Source organism: Olsenella sp. An188, assembly GCF_002160255.1.
GTDB lineage: Bacteria > Actinomycetota > Coriobacteriia > Coriobacteriales > Atopobiaceae > Thermophilibacter > Thermophilibacter avistercoris.
The window spans coordinates 135,613-151,296 of the sequence record NZ_NFKF01000005.1 but is presented as its reverse complement, the minus strand read 5'-3'; the positions used below and the strand labels follow the sequence as shown (position 1 = coordinate 151,296).

The 15,684-nt window shown below is 71.1% G+C and carries 12 protein-coding genes; 3 read left to right on the top strand and 9 right to left on the bottom strand.

Translation table 11 applies throughout. From position 1 onward, the window contains the following. Positions 1-107: 107 nt before the first annotated feature. The 3 genes from B5F23_RS06965 to iorA are packed head-to-tail and all read right to left on the bottom strand — an operon-like array spanning position 108 to position 3,941. Positions 108-1,343 carry a phenylacetate--CoA ligase family protein gene (locus B5F23_RS06965; RefSeq protein WP_087353111.1) on the bottom strand — a complete coding sequence of 412 codons (1,236 nt, stop codon included), beginning with the start codon at positions 1,341-1,343 and terminating at the stop codon, positions 108-110. Positions 1,344-1,395: 52 nt separating this feature from the next. Then, positions 1,396-2,043 carry an indolepyruvate oxidoreductase subunit beta gene (locus B5F23_RS06960; RefSeq protein ID WP_087353109.1) on the bottom strand — a complete coding sequence of 216 codons (648 nt, stop codon included), beginning with the start codon at positions 2,041-2,043 and terminating at the stop codon, positions 1,396-1,398. Beyond that, positions 2,040-3,941 (bottom strand): indolepyruvate ferredoxin oxidoreductase subunit alpha, encoded by a 1,902-nt coding sequence (iorA, locus tag B5F23_RS06955; RefSeq protein ID WP_087353107.1) that lies wholly within the window; start codon positions 3,939-3,941, stop codon positions 2,040-2,042. Before iorA ends, B5F23_RS06960 begins: the two co-directional genes overlap by 4 nt. 148 nt (positions 3,942-4,089) lie before the next feature. On the opposite strand from iorA, the gene B5F23_RS06950 reads away from it, so the two are divergent. Then, complete coding sequence (locus tag B5F23_RS06950; protein ID WP_241145825.1) at positions 4,090-4,815, top strand: tRNA threonylcarbamoyladenosine dehydratase; 726 nt, start codon at positions 4,090-4,092, stop codon at positions 4,813-4,815. Between the two features lie 4 nt (positions 4,816-4,819). Here the strand turns inward: B5F23_RS06950 and B5F23_RS06945 are convergent, their stop codons facing one another. From B5F23_RS06945 to B5F23_RS06930, 4 genes are all read right to left on the bottom strand, one after another. Next, positions 4,820-6,301, bottom strand: coding sequence for a hypothetical protein (locus B5F23_RS06945; RefSeq protein WP_087353103.1), 1,482 nt, complete (start codon positions 6,299-6,301; stop codon positions 4,820-4,822). Between the two features lies 1 nt (position 6,302). After that, positions 6,303-6,950 carry an ABC transporter ATP-binding protein gene (locus B5F23_RS06940; protein WP_087353102.1) on the bottom strand — a complete coding sequence of 216 codons (648 nt, stop codon included), beginning with the start codon at positions 6,948-6,950 and terminating at the stop codon, positions 6,303-6,305. 48 nt (positions 6,951-6,998) lie between these two features. Further along, positions 6,999-8,138 carry a helix-turn-helix domain-containing protein gene (locus tag B5F23_RS06935; protein WP_087353101.1) on the bottom strand — a complete coding sequence of 380 codons (1,140 nt, stop codon included), beginning with the start codon at positions 8,136-8,138 and terminating at the stop codon, positions 6,999-7,001. Between the two features lie 374 nt (positions 8,139-8,512). Next, complete coding sequence (locus tag B5F23_RS06930; RefSeq protein WP_087353099.1) at positions 8,513-11,200, bottom strand: valine--tRNA ligase; 2,688 nt, start codon at positions 11,198-11,200, stop codon at positions 8,513-8,515. A gap of 386 nt (positions 11,201-11,586) precedes the next feature. Between B5F23_RS06930 and B5F23_RS06925 the strand changes: the two genes are divergently transcribed. Both B5F23_RS06925 and B5F23_RS06920 read left to right on the top strand, forming a co-directional pair. Then, complete coding sequence (locus tag B5F23_RS06925; protein WP_241145824.1) at positions 11,587-12,351, top strand: TatD family hydrolase; 765 nt, start codon at positions 11,587-11,589, stop codon at positions 12,349-12,351. 102 nt (positions 12,352-12,453) lie between these two features. Further along, entirely contained in the window at positions 12,454-13,578 is a 1,125-nt protein-coding gene (locus B5F23_RS06920) for a glycosyltransferase family 8 protein (RefSeq protein ID WP_241145823.1), read from the top strand. Positions 13,579-13,714: 136 nt separating this feature from the next. Here B5F23_RS06920 and clpX read toward each other — a convergent pair whose 3' ends face one another. Next, on the bottom strand, positions 13,715-15,031 hold the full coding sequence (clpX, locus tag B5F23_RS06915; RefSeq protein WP_087353095.1) for an ATP-dependent Clp protease ATP-binding subunit ClpX: 1,317 nt from the start codon (positions 15,029-15,031) through the stop codon (positions 13,715-13,717). 5 nt (positions 15,032-15,036) lie between these two features. Further along, entirely contained in the window at positions 15,037-15,654 is a 618-nt protein-coding gene (locus B5F23_RS06910; protein WP_087353093.1) for an ATP-dependent Clp protease proteolytic subunit, read from the bottom strand. Positions 15,655-15,684: the final 30 nt, after the last annotated feature.

Here is a 15,684-nt window from a genome sequence, read left to right as displayed (position 1 = left end):
CCACGGAGGGACCACCCTGCCGAGACGGGGCCGCCCGGGTTGCCGGGCGGCCCCTCTTTGCTGCCGCGCGCGGGGCGCAAGGCTCTTCTCGCCCAGGACGCGGGAGGCTACTCGTAGCGCTCGTCGAAGACGCGGCGGGTCTTCTTCTCGCTCCTGGGCAGGACGCCGAGCTCGACCACCTTGACGAGCGGCGTGAAGCCGATGCGGCGCTTGACCTCGTCGGAGACGGCGTCGGCGAGGTCGAGGAAGTCCTGCGTGCCGTCCGTCTCCACGTAGATGCGCATGGTGTCGCGACCCTCGAGGTGCGAGATGCGGATCTGGTACTCGCTCGAGAGCTGCGGGAACTCCTGGAGGACCTCCTCGATCTGGCGCGGGAAGACGTTGACGCCCTTGATCTTCATCATGTCGTCCGAGCGCCCCTGGATCGAGTCGAGGCGCGGGAACGGCGAGCCGCAGGGGCAGGCGCCGGGGATGATGCGGGAGATGTCGTGCGTGCGGAAGCGGACGAGCGGGGCGCCCTCCTTGACGAGCGTGGTGATGACGATCTCGCCGAAGGTGCCGTCGGGAACGGGCGCGCCCGTGACGGGGTCGACGATCTCGATGTAGATGAAGTCGTCCCAGTAGTGCATGCCGTCCTCGGCGTCGCAGGAGATGCCGATGCCGGGACCGTAGACCTCGGTGAGGCCGTAGATGTCGTAGATCTGGATGCCGAGCTCGCCCTTGATGCGCTCCCGCATGCGCCTTCCCCAGCGCTCGGAGCCGATGATGCCCTTCCTGAGGCAGATCTGGTCCCGGATGCCGCGCCGCTCGATCTCCTCGGCGAGCAGCAGCGCGTAGCTCGAGGTGGCGCCGAGCACCGTCGAGCGCATGTCCACCATGAACTGGAGCTGCTTCTCGGTGTTGCCGGGGCCCATGGGGATGCACATCGCGCCGAGTCTCTCGGCCCCCGCCTGAAACCCGATCCCCGCGGTCCAGAGGCCGTAGCCCGGCGTGATCTGAACGCGGTCCTCGGCCGTGACGCCCGCCATCTCGTAGCAGCGGCGGAACTGCTCGGCCCAGTCCTCGACGTCGCGGGCGGTGTAGGGGATGATGACCGGCGTCCCGGTGGTGCCCGAGCTCGAGTGGATGCGCACGACCTCGCTCTCGGGCACGGCCGAGAGGCCGAGCGGGTAGCAGTCCCTCAGGTCCTGCTTCTCCGAGAAGGGCAGCGCGAGGAAGTCCGCGGCGGTCCGGACCTCGGTGACGCCCGCCTCGGAGAGGCGGCGTCCGAAGTAGTTGCCCGAGGCGACGAGGCGTCCGACCTGCTCGTTGACGAGCTCGAGCTGCTTGGGGCTGATCTGCATGGCGGGGCTCCTTTGCTGCGAGGGAGGGATCGAGGGGGGCGGTCCTTTCGTCTCATGGGGCGATGGGGCGGTCCCAGCGCGTCGCCAGGGCGGCGAGGTCGAGGTCGACGAAGCGCGGGGCCACCACGTCGCGGACCGCGGCGGCCAGATCGTCTGCCGTGAGGCCGATCGCCCCGGCGCGCGCGGCGGCGCCGAGAAGGACCACGTTGAGCGCGCGGGTGGTGCCGAGCCCACGCGCGGCGGCCGCGGCGTCCACGACCACGAGGCGCTCGGGCGCGACGCTCGCGCGCAGGTAGGCCATCACGGCCGGCAGGTCGTAGGCGGGCCCGCCCGTGGCGGCCGAGACGGGCACGACGGGCGCGTCGCTCGTGACGAGCGTGCCGCCGCTCCGCAGGTAGGAGAGCTGGCGGGCGGCCTCGGCCGGCTCGAAGGCGATGAGCGCATCGGCGCGCCCGGGCCCCACGAGCGGGGAGCTCGCGCCGTCGCCGATCCGCACGTGGCTCACCACCGAGCCGCCGCGCTGCGCCATGCCGATGGTCTCCGCCGTGCGCACCTGCAGGCCGCGCGCCATCGCGGCGCGCGCGAGCAGCTTGGAGGCGAGGATGGTCCCCTGCCCTCCCACACCGGCGAGCACGATGCTGGTTGACGTTGCGCCGCCACCGGAGCCTGCGGCGGCGCGGTCCTTCTCGCGGGCGCTCACGGGCGCTCACCTCCCGAGATGGCGTGCGTGGGACAGAGCTGCTCGCAGAGGGTGCAGCCCGTGCACTGCGCGGCGTCGATGGCCACCTTGCCCGTGGCGGCGTCCGGCACGAGCGCCGGGCAGCCCAGCTCGCGCACGCAGCGCAGGCAGCCCACGCACCTCTCGGCGTCCACGGTGCTTCTCGCCTGCGGACGGGCGAGGACCACGCAGGGGCTGCGGAAGACGATGGCCTTGACGCCCGGCTCCTCGGCCACGCGCCGCACGGTGGCGACGGCCGCGTCCAGGTCGAGCGGGTCCACGGTCTCCACGACCCTGAGCCCTATGGCGAGAAGGACGCGCTCGATCGAGACCCTCTCCACGACCTGGCCCATCATCGTGCGACCCGTGCCCGGGTGCGGCTGGTGACCGGTCATGGCGGTGGTGGAGTTGTCGAGCACGACGAGCGTCATGTTGGCCTGGTTGTAGAAGGCGTTGACCACGCCGGTGATGCCCGAGGCGAAGAAGGTGGAGTCGCCGACGAAGGCGAAGGCGGCCGTGTCGGGCTCCACGCGCGTGACGCCCTGGGCGATGTTGATGCCCGCCCCCATGCACAGGCACGTGTCCACCATGTCGAGCGGGGCGGCGTTGCCGAGCGTGTAGCAGCCGATGTCGCCGCAGAAGACGGCCTTGCGGCCGCGCATGGCGCGCTTGACGGCGTAGAAGCTCGCGCGGTGCGGGCAGCCGGCGCAGAGGACGGGCGGGCGGACCGGGAGCTGCGGGGGCGCCGGCGGGTTCTTCTCCGTGCTCAGACAATCCTCTTCGCACGGAGGCGCCACTGGCGCCTCCGGCTCATGCGGAACTGCGCGCGGAGAAGAACCCGCCGGCTTTCGTCCCAGGAACCGGTCGAGCGCCTCGCTCACGCTCTCAACGGTGTTCTCGCCTGAGGGCTGGATGTCACCGGTGAGCTTGCCGCGGATCGTGACGTGAAGGCCACGGCGGCCGCAGGTCGCGATGAGGGCGCGCTCGATCACGGGGTCGAGCTCCTCCACGCAGAGCACCTCGTCAAGGCCGTCGAGGAACCTCTCGGCGAGGTCGTCCGGGAAGGGGTACGGCGTCGCCACGCGCAGGACGCGCACGTCGTCGCCCTCGCGCAGGGCCTCGTCGACGTAGGTGGCGCTGATGCCATGGGTCGCCACGCCGAGGCGCGGGCGCGCGTCCGGGCCGGCCGTCTGGCGCACCGCGTTTCTCGCGTAGGACGAGAGGCGGCGCGAGAGCTCGGCGTCGCGGGCCTCGATGGCCGCGTGGGCGCGCACGGAGAGCGCCGGGAAGATGACCCAGCGGCCCGGGTCGCGCACGAAGCCCTCCGGGGTGCGGCGCGCCCAGTCCCCCTCGTCCGCCACCAGCACGTCGGCCGAGCCGTGGTCCACGCGCGTGGTCGGGCGCACGATCACGGGGCAGCCCAGCTCCTCGGAGAGCTCGAAGGCCTCGCCCATCATCTCGTAGGCCTCCTGCGGGTCGGACGGGTCGAGCAGGGGGAGCTTGGCGTAGGCGGCAAAGGTCCGCGTGTCCTGCTCGGTCTGGGACGAGATGGGGCCGGGGTCGTCGGCCACGAGGACCACCATGCCGCCCTTGACGCCAACGTAGGAGAGGCTCATGAGCGGGTCGGAGGCGACGTTGAGGCCCACCTGCTTCATCGTGACGAGGCTGCGCGCGCCCGCGTACGCCGCGCCGGCGGCCACCTCCAGTCCCGCCTTCTCGTTGACCGACCACTCAACGTAGACGTGGCCGGGGTTTCTGCGCGCCACGGTCTCCAGGACCTCCGTGGACGGCGTGCCGGGGTAGCCGGCCACCACGTCCACGCCCGCCGCGAGCGCGCCCACGGCCATGGCCTCGTTGCCCATCAGGAACTCTCTGTGCATGGCGCCCCCCTCCGCGGGTGTTTGCACGCACTCTACCAGAGTGGAGCGCCGCCGCCGGAAGCGTTCTCCGAGCGGTAACGTGCGGGCGCGCCGGCCGCGTGTCGTACACTCTTGGGCGGCATGGCAGGGCGAGAGGGACGGAGGCACCGTGGCGGAGACGGCAACGGACAGGCTGCGGCTCGTCGTCGGGGACGAGGGGCTCGAGCGGCTCGCGCGGGCGCGCGTGGCCGTGATCGGCCTCGGCGGCGTGGGCTCATCCTGCGCGGAGGCGCTCGCGCGCGGCGGCGTGGGACGGCTTGTGCTGCTCGACCGCGACGTGGTGGCCCCGAGCAACATCAACCGCCAGGCGCTCGCGTTCACCAGCACCCTCGGCCGCCCCAAGGCCGAGGTCATGCGGGCCATGGCGCTCGACATCAACCCGGGCGCCGACGTCACCGCCGTGCACGCGTTTCTCGACAAGGACGCGCTAGGCGAGCAGATGGGGGCGCTCGGCGAGCTCGACTACGTGGTGGACGCCATCGACACCGTGGCGCAGAAGCTGCGCCTGGCCGCCTGGTGCCAGGAGCGCGGCGTGCCCGAGCTCTCCGCGATGGGCGGGGCCAACAAGCTCGACCCGTGCCGGCTGCGCTTCGCGCGGATCGAGGAGACCGTCAACTGCCCGCTCGCGCGCGTGATGCGAAAGGAGTGCCGCCGCCGCGGCATCCGCGGCCTGCGCGTGCTCTTCTCCGACGAGGAGCCGGTGCGCATGGAGGCCATCTCCGACGAGCGGTGGATGCGCGAGGGGCCACTTCTGGGCACGATGAGCTACCTGCCGCCCATCATGGGCCAGATGCTCGCGAGCCGCGTGATCCGCGACCTCCTGGGCTGGGAGTAGGGCGTCAGTCGCGCAGGGCGCAGGCGAGAAGGACGTCCACCGCAAGCGCGCACGCAAGCGCCGGGAGGGTGCCGAGCAGCCCCGCGAGCCCGACGGCGAACAGGGACAGCGCGCCGCACACGAAGCCCGTCGCCCGAAGCGAGCCCGAGCCCCGCGCGCGACGCGGGTCGTCGAAGGCCGCCGAGAGCGTGAGCGCGGCGAGCATGGCCCAGGCGAGAAGGACGGTCGGCACCGCCGTGCCCTCCCCGAGCGCGCCGGCCGCCAGGGCGATAACCGCCGCAGAGGCGGCCAGCGCCACCACGAGCGCGGGCAGCGAGTCGAGCGCGAGGAGCTGGAGCGTCCCCATGGGCAGCTGCGCGCGGACGAGGCGGTTTCGGCAGTCCTCCCGGAAGACGCGGGCGAGCGGGCACGGCTCGCGCAGGGTGAGCGTCGCGCAGAGGTACCACGAGAGCAGCACGCCCACGTTGACCCGCGCCGCGACGAGCAGCGCCCCCATCGGGACGAGCAGCGCCCCCCACGAGAGGATCCCCAGCAGCGCCGACGGGTCGCGCACCAGGCTCGCGAGGGCGTGGGAGACGGCCGCGGCGGGCCCGCCCCAGAAGCGCCAGGTCCTTCTCGCCCGGGGACGGCGCCCCAGGCGACGGCGGCGGTACGCCTCGCGGTAGGCCCCGGAGTCGACGAGGGCGAGGAAGCGCAGCGAGCGGCGTGCGGCGTAGAGCTCGTTGTCGTCCACGACGAAGGCCATGTCGGCGCGGGAGGCGAGAAGGAGCGCGCAGGCGGCCGCGGCGGCGTCGAGGGCGAGCGCGGCGGGAACGAGGGCGAGGCCCGCGAGGAAGACGAGCGTGGGCAGGGCGACGAGCAGGGCGACGGCGAGAAGCGCGGCGAGCGCGCCGGAGGCGAGCGTGACCGCGAGGCGGAGCCGCCGCGGAGAGGCGCTTCTCGCCAGGCCGACGAGGGTGGCCAGAAGGCGCGCGGCGGGCATCACCGCGGCGCCGAGCGCGGCCCAGGCGAGCCGGCTCGGGGCGAGCGCGAGCACGCCGAGCAGGTAGGCCCCCAGGGCCCCGACCAGGGCGGTCACGACAACGCCCCGGACGAGCTGGACGGCGAGCAGGGCGCGCGGGGGAACGGCGCGGGCGAGCCAGGCGATGTCGGGCCCGGTGAGGCGAAGCGGCGTCTCCCTCAGGGCGCAGAGCGACCAGGCGGCGAGCGCCGCGGCCGGGGCGAGAGCGACGAGGGCCATGGCGAGCGCGCCCGCCACCTGCCCCAGGGCGTCGCGCATCCCCTCCACGAGGTAGACGACCTGCCCCCACGAGAGCGCGAGCACCACCGCAAAGATCGCCAGCAGGTAGAGCTGGTAGGCGCGCTCCAGGAAGTCGCGGTCCTCGTCGATGTCCGTCCCGGCCGCAAACAGCAGGAAGCGCAGGTCGCTCCTCGCGTGGCGCAGCTCGAGGCGCACGATGAGGCCCAGGGGGCCGCGAGCGCCCACGCTAGGCCCCCGCCACGACAAGCTCGCCGTCGGCGAGCTCGAGCGAGAGGTCGGGCACGAGGCCGGGGACGTCGTGGTGGCAGCTCAGCAGCACGGCCGTCCCGTCGTGCGCCGCGGCGGCGATCTCCTCGGAGAGGACGAGCGACGCCTCGCGGTCGAGCGGGCCGTGCAGCTCGTCGAGCAGCAGGACGCGGGGGCGCAGCGCGAGGGCGAGCACGAGGGCGAGCTTCTCGCGCATGCCGCGCGAGTACGACGACGGCGGGAGCGTCTCGCGGCCCGTCAGCCCAAAGCGCTCGAGCAGCCCCTCCGCGCGCGGGCGGGCGGCGTCGGCGCGGTTTGCGGCTAGCACGAGCTCGAGGTGCTCGACAGCCGTGAGGTCGTCGTAGAAGGTGGGCACGTCGGGCACGAAGGAGAGCGTGCCCGGCTCCAGGCGCGTGCGGCCGGTGAAGGGGCTGCCCAGGAGGCGTATCTCGCCCTCGTGCGGCGCGAGCCAGCCCGCCAGGCAGCGAAAGAGCGTCGACTTCCCCGCCCCGTTGGGGCCGGTAAGAAACGCCACCTCACCGGGCGCAAGCGAGAAGCTCACGCCCTCCCAGACGGGCACGTCCCCGTACCCGAAGGCAAGGTCGCGTACCTGCAAAGCAGCGTCCATGCGCGCTCCCTCCGTCCTGTGACCGCGCAAGTATATCCCCGCCGTCGCCTAGTTCCAAGCCTCGACGCGCGAGCGGAGCGAGTCGAGCGACGCCCCGGGCACCAGGGCCTCCCACGCCGGGTCGGCAAGGCGCTCGGCAAGCGACGCCCGGGCGGCGAGAACCGCCTCGTCGAGCTGCGCGCGCTTGTGGTCCGCCCACGCCTCGCCGACGCGCGACGCCTCGAGCCGGTCGCGCGCATGCGGGAAGAGCGTCACCCCCTCGGCACCGCCTCCCTCCCCCAGGCGCTCCGCGGCGTCGACCGCGCGAGAGAGGGCCGCGAGCGCCTCGTCCTTCTCGCCAGACCTGAGCAGGGCGTCCGCCGTCTCGGCCTCGAGCGTCACCGGATAGAGCGGGTTGAGCGACTCGAGGGAGAGCGCGTCGCCGACGCGGCGGGCGGCCCCGGCGGCGGCACGGACGAAGGAGGGGTCCCCGCTCATGCCGATCTGCTGCAGGAGCGCCGTCAGCACGAACATGCCCGCCGAGAGGCAGCGCATCTCCAGGAGCTCCCAGGCCTCCTCGTCGCGGCCGAGCCGCCGGTAGCAGCTCGCGAGCAGCATCGTCGCCGTGGCGTCGTCGTGGCGGCGCACGAGCGGCTCGAGCAGCGCCGCCGCGCCCTCGGCGTCGCCCGCCGAGAAGAGCGCCGTTGCCCGGGACTGCCGGGCCAGCGCGAGCGTCACGGGGTCGTCGGCGCCCTCGAGCACGCGGTCGAGGAGCTCGAGCGCCTCGTCGCGCAGGCTCTCGGCCCCCGCGGCGTCGCCCTCCCCCTCGGCCAGCGCGGACCACGTGGTGAGCAGGGAGGACATCATGAGCAGGAGGTTCCAGTCCGAGAAGTGCTCCGACACGGCGCGCCTCAGGTGCCCCCGCGCCGCCGGGGCGTCCTCGCGCCCCTCCGCGCACACCCGGGCAAAGACCGCCGCGGCCTCCTCCTCGCTGAGCCGCGCCCTCCAGTCGAAGAGCTCGTCGATGGTGAGCGAGAAGTACGCGGCGATGCGCGGCAGCAGGGCGACGTCCGGGACGCTCAGGCCGAGCTCCCACTTGGAGACAGCCGCCTTGCTCACGCCGAGGTGATCGGCGAGCGCCCCCTGCGTGACGTGCGCGGCCCTGCGCTCGCGCGCGATGGTCCTTCCGATGTTGACGTGCGGATCCATGTCGACCTCCCAGGAGAGAGCGAGAGCGGTCTGGTGCCCGCCCCCAGTATGGAATCTCACGTCGGGGCGCTCAAGCGAGCGGAGGTTGACGTTTCACCGCGCCCGTCAACCGGTTGCGCCAACGGTTTGAGCGGTGTAGGAGCTTGCCGACACTTTTGCGACCGGAAGTGTCGGCACGTGCCTACAAGCCGCGCCGTGTAGGAGCCTGCCGACACTTTCCCGCCCCAAACTGTCGGCAAGCTCCTACAGACCCACACCCCCGCCCGAGCGAGGGCCACAACGCGAAGGCCCACCGGGCTTCTCGGCAGGCGACTTCTGAGCGAAGCGAAGTGAGCCTGCGAGAAGCCCGGCGGGCCTCCCCTGCGCGCAAGGACCTACGCGAAGTCCTCGATCTGCGCCTTGAGCTGCTCGATCGTGGCGGCGAGCTCGGCGGCCTGCGCGCGCTTCTTCTCCACGACCTCGGGCGCGGCCTTGGCGACGAAGCCCTCGTTGGCGAGCGTGCGCTCCACGCCCGCGAGGTCCTTCTCGGCCTTCGCGAGCTCCTTGGCGAGGCGCGCGGACTCGGCGGCGAGGTCGACGAGGTCGCCCACGCAGACGAAGATCTCGAGCGAGCCGTCGGCCACGGAGACCGAGCCCGCGGGCTTCTCGGCGTCCGCACCGGCCGCGAAGGAGCCCACGTGGCCCACGGAGCGCACGAAGCCCTCCTGGCCGGCGAGAACCGCCGCGTCCTCGGCGCCGCAGCGCACCACCACGTCGAGCTCGGCGCGCGGCGAGAGGCGGTAGCGGGCGCGCGTGGAGCGCACGCAGGAGATGACGCGCTTGGCGAGCTCGAAGTCGCGCTCGGCGGCGTCGTTGACGAAGCCGGCGTAGCGCTCGGGCTCCGGCCAGGCGGCGACCATGAGGAACCGCGCGTCGTGCGCGTCGAGGCCGCTGGCGGGCAGGGCGTCCCAGACGCTCTCGGTCACGAACGGCATGGCGGGGTGCAGCAGGCGCATGCAGGTGTCCAGCACGAAGACGAGGTTGCGCTGGACCTGGAGCTTCTCCTCGGCGCTGCCGTCGAGCAGGCGGCCCTTGCAGAGCTCGATGTACCAGTCGCAGACGTCACCCCAGAAGAAGCTCTGGATTTCGCGCGCGTAGTCGCCGAAGGCGTAGGTCTCCAGCTGCTCGGTCGCGTGCGCGACGGCGCGCGCCAGGCGGCTGAGCATCCACGCGTCCTCGGGCGTCACGGCGGCGGGCGCGCCCGGCTCGTAGCCCTCGAGGTTCATCTGGACGAAGCGGCTCGCGTTCCAGATCTTGGTCACGAAGCCACGGGCCTGCTCGGTGCGCGGGCTGTCGACGAGCTTGTGGGTCTTCTTGTCGATGTTGGCGTCGAACTTGACGTCCTGGTTGTTGGTGATGAGCGTGAGGAGGTTGTAGCGCATGGCGTCCGCGCCGTACTTCTCCATGAGCTCCATCGGGTCGACGCCGTTGCCCTTGGACTTGGACATGCGGCTGCCGTCCTTGGCCAGGATCGTGGCGTAGATGTAGACGTCGTGGAAGGGCACCTCGTCGGTGAAGTAGAGCGAACTCATGATCATGCGCGCCACCCAGAGCGCGATGATGTCGCGCGCGGTCACGAGGACCTTGGTGGGGTGGTGCTCGGCGAGCTCGGAGGTGTCGTCGGGCCAGCCCTGCGTGGCGAAGGTCCACAGCTGGCTGGAGAACCAGGTGTCAAGCACGTCCTCGTCCTGGTGCACGTGGTGCCCGCCGCACTTGGGGCACGTGTCCACGTCCTCCATGAGGGCATCCTCCCAGCCGCAGTCCTCGCAGTAGAACACGGGGATGCGGTGGCCCCACCACAGCTGGCGCGAGATGCACCAGTCCTTGAGGTTGTCCATCCAGGTGAGGTAGGTCTGGGTCCAGCGCTCGGGGTGGAAGGTCACCTCGCCGGACTTCACGACCTCGGTGGCGCGCTGTTTAAGCTTGTCCACGGCCACGAACCACTGCTCGGAGAGCCAGGGCTCGAGCGCGGTGTCGCAGCGGTAGCAGTGCATGACGGAGTGGTCGAGCTCCTCGATCTTCTCGAGCAGGCCGTGCTCCTCGAACCACGCAACCACGGCCTCGCGGCACTCGTCGCGCGTCATGCCGCTGAACTCGCCGTAGCCGTCCACCACCACGGCGTGCTCGTCGAAGACGTTGATCTGCTCGAGGTCGTGGGCCTGGCCCATCGCAAAGTCGTTGGGGTCGTGGGCCGGCGTCACCTTGACGAAGCCGGTGCCGAAGCCCGCGTCCACGTGCCAGTCAGCGAAGATCGGGATCTCGCGGTTGACGATGGGCAGCATGACCTTGGCGCCCACGAGCTTGACCTTGTCCGGGTCGGACGGCGAGACGGCCACGCCCGTGTCACCGAGCATGGTCTCCGGGCGCGTGGTGGCCACGGTCACGTACTCAACGCCGTCGACGGGCTCCACGAGCGGGTAGCGCAGGTACCACAGGTGGCCCTTCTCGTCCTTGTACTCGGCCTCGTCGTCGGAGATGGCGGTGCAGCAGGAGGGGCACCAGTTGACGATGCGCTTGCCGCGGTAGATCAGGCCGTCGTGGTACCAGTCGCAGAAGACCTTGCGCACCGCGCGGGAGAACTCGGGGCTCATCGTGAACTTCTCGTCGGAGAAGTCGATGGAGCAGCCCATGCGGCGGATCTGGGAGACGATGGTGCCGCCGTACTCGCGCGTCCAGTCCCAGCAGGCGTCGAGGAACTTGCTCCGCCCAATCTCCAGGCGGGAGATGCCCTCTTCTTTAAGCTTCTTGTCAACCTTGGTCTGCGTGGCGATGCCGGCGTGGTCGGTGCCCAGGATCCAGCGGGTGGAACGGCCGCGCATGCGGCTGTAGCGGACGAAGGTGTCCTGGATCGTGTCGTCCATCGCGTGGCCCATGTGCAGGATGCCCGTGACGTTGGGCGGCGGGATCACGACGGTGCAGTCCCCCACCCCCTTGCTGCGCTGGTAGCAGCCGGCGCTCTCCCAGGCCTTGATGAGCTCGGGCTCGGCGGTTGCGGGGTCGTAGGTCTTGGGCATCTCTTCCACGGCTTGTCCTCTCGTGGTGCGCGTTCGTATCGGTGTAACAGGATAGCACGCGCGCGGGCGGCGCGACGGCCGGCCCCGCACCGGGGCGCGCCCGCCTCCGCCAAAAAACGGGGGTGATTGTGCGTTTGGGCCTCCCCGCTCCCGGGCCAGGGCGCTTCTCGCCAGAAAGGGGGCGCGATTGGGTGGCATGTTTGATGCGGTGGCGCGCAGAGCTCGGCAGGCGAGAAGAACGACCCCAGGAAAGCGCAGCTCAGAGGCCATGCCCATCCCAACGTCGGTGACGGCGCTCCCCCGGCAGGCGCACCCATATCAAACATGCCGCCCAATCGGGGCCGGTTCCCGCCGGGGCGCGCGCTAGACTAGGCTGGACGGACGGAGGGAGGGCCGTGAGCGGGCATCAGCTCTATGACATGCACGTGCACCTGGGGTGGTTCGCCGAGGCGGGAGAGGTGGCCGAGCGCGCGGCGCGGCTCGGCGCCGGCATGCTGGCCGTCACGGTGACCCCGGCCGAGTACCTGCGCCTCAGAGACGCGCTGGCTGGCGAGAAGAACGTGGCGCTCGCGGCCGGCCTCCACCCGTGGTGGGTCCGAGACGCTCGCGACGCCGACGCCCTCTGCGAGCTGCTGACGGGCGTCCGCTGGGTGGGCGAGGTCGGGCTCGACGCGTCGCCGCGCCACGCGGCGACCTACCGCTCCCAGCTCGACGCCTTCGAGCTCGTCTGCGACGCGGCCGCCCGCGCGAGCGACCCGGAGGCCCCGCACGTCCTGTCCGTCCACGCGGTGCGCGCGGCGGGCGACGCGCTCGACGTCCTCGAGCGCACGGGGGCCGCCGAGCGCTGCCGCTGCGTCCTGCACTGGTTCTCCGGCACCTCCGAGGAGCTCTGGCGCGCCGCGCGGCTCGGGTGCCTCTTCTCGATGGGCGAGCGCGCCCTCGCCACCCGGCGCGGGCGCGAGTACGCGCGCGTGCTGCCGGGGGAGCTGCTGCTCAGCGAGACCGACCTGCCGCCCGAGCGGGGCTCCGCGCTCGGCGCCGAGGACCTCGTCGCCTCCCTGGAGCGCGCCGTCGCCCGCGTCGCGGCCGCCCGCGGAGCGGACGAGGACGACGTGCGCGCCCTTCTCGCCGCAAACGCCGGGCGGGTCCTTCTCCCCTAAGGCACGCGTGGCGCGCCGTCTGGAGGTTCTTCTCGCCGTTTGTGGGTGCCGCGCCCGAATGGTAGAGTTGACGAGACTCTGAAGGCGGCGCGAAGAGGACCCATGAAGCCACTGCGCAAGACAACGCACGTGAGGAACCCGCTCTCCTCCACGATGCTCGCAAGCTCGTCCGTTGACCTCGACCTTCCGCTCAGCGACGTGGTCGTCGTCTTTGCGTGCAGCGAGAACTTCGTGCCGTACCTGTCGGTGGCCACGCAGTCTATCGTCGAGAACGCGTGCGCGAGCCGACGCTACGACATCATCGTGCTCACGCGCGACATCTCGCCGGCGTCCATGATCACGCTCACCCGCCAGGTGAAGTCCGACAACGTGGGCATCGGCTTTCTGGACGTCGACGCCGCGCTCGGCGACATCGAGCTCCCCCACCACGGGCACTTCCGGCCCGAGACCTACTACCGCCTGCTCGCGCCGCAGCTGCTCCCCAACGTGGACAAGGCTATCTACCTGGACTCCGACCTCATCGTCGAGAAGGACATCGCGGGGCTCTTCGACGTGGACGTGACCGGCTACCCGCTCGCCGCGACGCGCGACGCCGACACGATCGGCCAGATCGAGGGCTACGACGCCACGGTGGGCCCCTACCTGAAAAACGAGCTCGGGATGCGCGACCCCCACGACTACTTCCAGGCGGGCGTGCTGCTCATGAACCTCGCCGAGCTGAGGCGCACCGTGAGCCCGGAGGAGTTTCTCGCCCTCTCCACGCAGCGCATGTGGCGCTGGCTCGACCAGGACGTGCTCAACCGCGTGGTCAACGGCAACTACGTGCGCGTGCACATGCGCTGGAACTACCTCATGGACTGGCAGCACCTGCGCCGCACCCACATCGTCTCCAACGCGCCGGCCGACGTGCGCGCCGAGTACGAGGAGGCCGCGGCGGACCCCGCCATCATCCACTTCGCGGGCCCGGACAACCGCCCCTGGCTCTATCCGGACGCGGACCGCGCGGACAACTTCTGGCGCTACGCGATGCACTCCCCCTACCTGGACGAGATTCGCGGCCAGCTGGAGGACTCGCGCGCGAGCGCGGCCGGGCTTGCCAAGCGTCTGCAGGTCATCGCCCTCTACAAGGGCATCATGCCGGCCTTCGACCGCGTCTGCCCGGCCGGCAGCAAGCGCCGCCGCGCCATCATCACCGCCTACATGGGCCTCGGCGGCGCGAACCTGTAGGTTGGGGCCGGGCACCAACTGCCGCTTTCACCGCAGTCGGAACACGGCGACATTCACGAAGACGGGGCGCCACCGATAGTCGGTGACGCCCCGAGCTCGTCGTACTCAGGTGGGACGGGTTGCCCCGCCCCGGCTGTCAGCCCGCCAGGCGGTGCTTGCCGTGGGCGGTGGTCACGAGGCGCGGCTGCTCCCTGCCGCCGACGCTCTCGGGCGTCACCACGACCTTCGTGATGTCGAGGTCGCTCGGCAGGTCGAACATCGTGTCCTGCAGCGTGGCCTCGCAGATGGCGCGCAGGCCGCGCGCGCCGGTGCCGCGCTCGAGCGCCTGACGGGCGATCTCCACGAGCGCCTCGTCCTCGAAGACCAGCTCCACGCCCTCGAGCTCGAACATGCGCTTGTACTGCTTGACGAGCGCGTTTCTCGGCTGGGTGAGGATGGAGACGAGGTCGGGCTCGGTGAGCTCGCGCGTGGAGGTGATGACCGGGATGCGGCCCAAAAACTCCGGGATCATGCCGAACTTGTGGAGGTCCTGCGGCATGACCTGGGCCATGAGCTCGTCCTCGTTCTGCTCGGCGCTGCCGGCGACCTCGGCCGCAAAGCCGACGCCCTTCTTGCCGATGCGGTCCGCCACGATCTTGTCGAGGCCGACGAAGGCGCCGCCGCAGATGAACAGGATGTTGGTGGTGTCGATGCGAATGAGCTCCTGCTGGGGGTGCTTGCGGCCGCCCTGCGGGGGCACGCTCGCCTCGGTGCCCTCGAGGATCTTGAGCAGCGCCTGCTGCACGCCCTCGCCGGAGACGTCGCGGGTGATGGAGAGGTTCTCGGCCTTGCGGGCGATCTTGTCGATCTCGTCCACGTAGACGATGCCCACCTGCGCGCGCTCCACGTCGCCGTCGGCGGCGGTGATGAGCTTGAGCAGGATGTTCTCCACGTCCTCGCCCACGTAGCCCGCCTCCGTGAGGGTGGTCGCGTCCGCGATGGCGAAGGGCACCTCGAGGAAGCGGGCGAGCGTCTGCGCGAGCAGCGTCTTGCCGGTGCCCGTGGGTCCGAGCAGGAGGATGTTGCTCTTGGCGATCTCGACCTCCTCCTCGCCCTCCTCGACCTCGTCGTTTCCGGAGAGGATGCGGCGGTAGTGGTTGTAGACCGCCACACTCATGGCGCGCTTGGCGCTCTCCTGGCCCATGACGTACTGGGAGAGCTCGTCGTAGATCTCGTGCGGCGTGGGGAGGTTCTTGATGGGGAGGCTCCCCTCCTCGGGCTCGGCGTCCTCCTGGGGCTCGAGGTCGACCTCGTCGATCATGTCGGAGCACGCGTGCACGCACTCGTCGCAGATGTAGACGCCCCCGGGCCCGGCGATGAGCTTGCTCACCTGGCTGCGGGTCTTGCCGCAGAACGAGCAGCGCATCTCCGCGCCCATGGTCCCCATGCCGTCAAACTGGTCGTTGCCTGCCATGTGGCTTACTCCTGGGTCTGCTCGGCGCGGGAGGTGATGACCTTGTCGACGAGGCCGTAGGCGCAAGCCTCGGAGGCGCGCATGTAGTTGTCGCGCTCGGTGTCGGCGTTGATGCGCTCGATGGGCTGGCCCGTCGCCTCGGCGAGGATCTCGTTGAGGCGGTTGCGAATCCAGCGGGTCTCGTCGGCCACGATCTGGATGTCGGTCTGCTGGCCCTGGACGCCGGAGCTCGGCTGGTGGATGAGCACCATAGCGTTGGGCAGGGCGAGGCGCTTGCCCTTGGCGCCGCTCGCGAGGATGGCGGCGCCCATGGAGGCGGCCATGCCCACGCAGATGGTGGAGACGTCGGGCTTGATGAAGTTCATCGTGTCGATGATGCCGAGGCCGGAGTAGACGTCGCCGCCCGGGGAGTCGATGTAGAGGGCGATGTCCTTGTCGGGGTCCTGGCTCTCGAGGTGGAGGAGCTGCGCGATCACGAGGTTGGCGGAGTCGCGCGTGACCTCCTCGCCGAGAAACACGATGCGGTCGTTGAGCAGGCGCGAGTAGATGTCGTAGCTGCGCTCGCCGCGCGGCGTCTGCTCGACGACGTAGGGGATGAGCGGGATGTTGGTCGGCTGGTGCATGTGCTCTCCTTCATTGGTAAGCGCCCCGGG

What these genes read in the sequence shown, in the direction of transcription:
- B5F23_RS06965 (WP_087353111.1), bottom strand. Translation starts at nt 1,343, where the DNA reads ATGCAGATCAGCCCCAAGCAGCTCGAGCTCGTCAACGAGCAGGTCGGA.
- iorA (WP_087353107.1), bottom strand. Translation starts at nt 3,941, where the DNA reads ATGCACAGAGAGTTCCTGATGGGCAACGAGGCCATGGCCGTGGGCGCG.
- B5F23_RS06940 (WP_087353102.1), bottom strand. Translation starts at nt 6,950, where the DNA reads ATGGACGCTGCTTTGCAGGTACGCGACCTTGCCTTCGGGTACGGGGAC.
- B5F23_RS06935 (WP_087353101.1), bottom strand. Translation starts at nt 8,138, where the DNA reads ATGGATCCGCACGTCAACATCGGAAGGACCATCGCGCGCGAGCGCAGG.
- B5F23_RS06920 (WP_241145823.1), top strand. Translation starts at nt 12,454, where the DNA reads ATGAAGCCACTGCGCAAGACAACGCACGTGAGGAACCCGCTCTCCTCC.
- clpX (WP_087353095.1), bottom strand. Translation starts at nt 15,031, where the DNA reads ATGGCAGGCAACGACCAGTTTGACGGCATGGGGACCATGGGCGCGGAG.
- B5F23_RS06910 (WP_087353093.1), bottom strand. Translation starts at nt 15,654, where the DNA reads ATGCACCAGCCGACCAACATCCCGCTCATCCCCTACGTCGTCGAGCAG.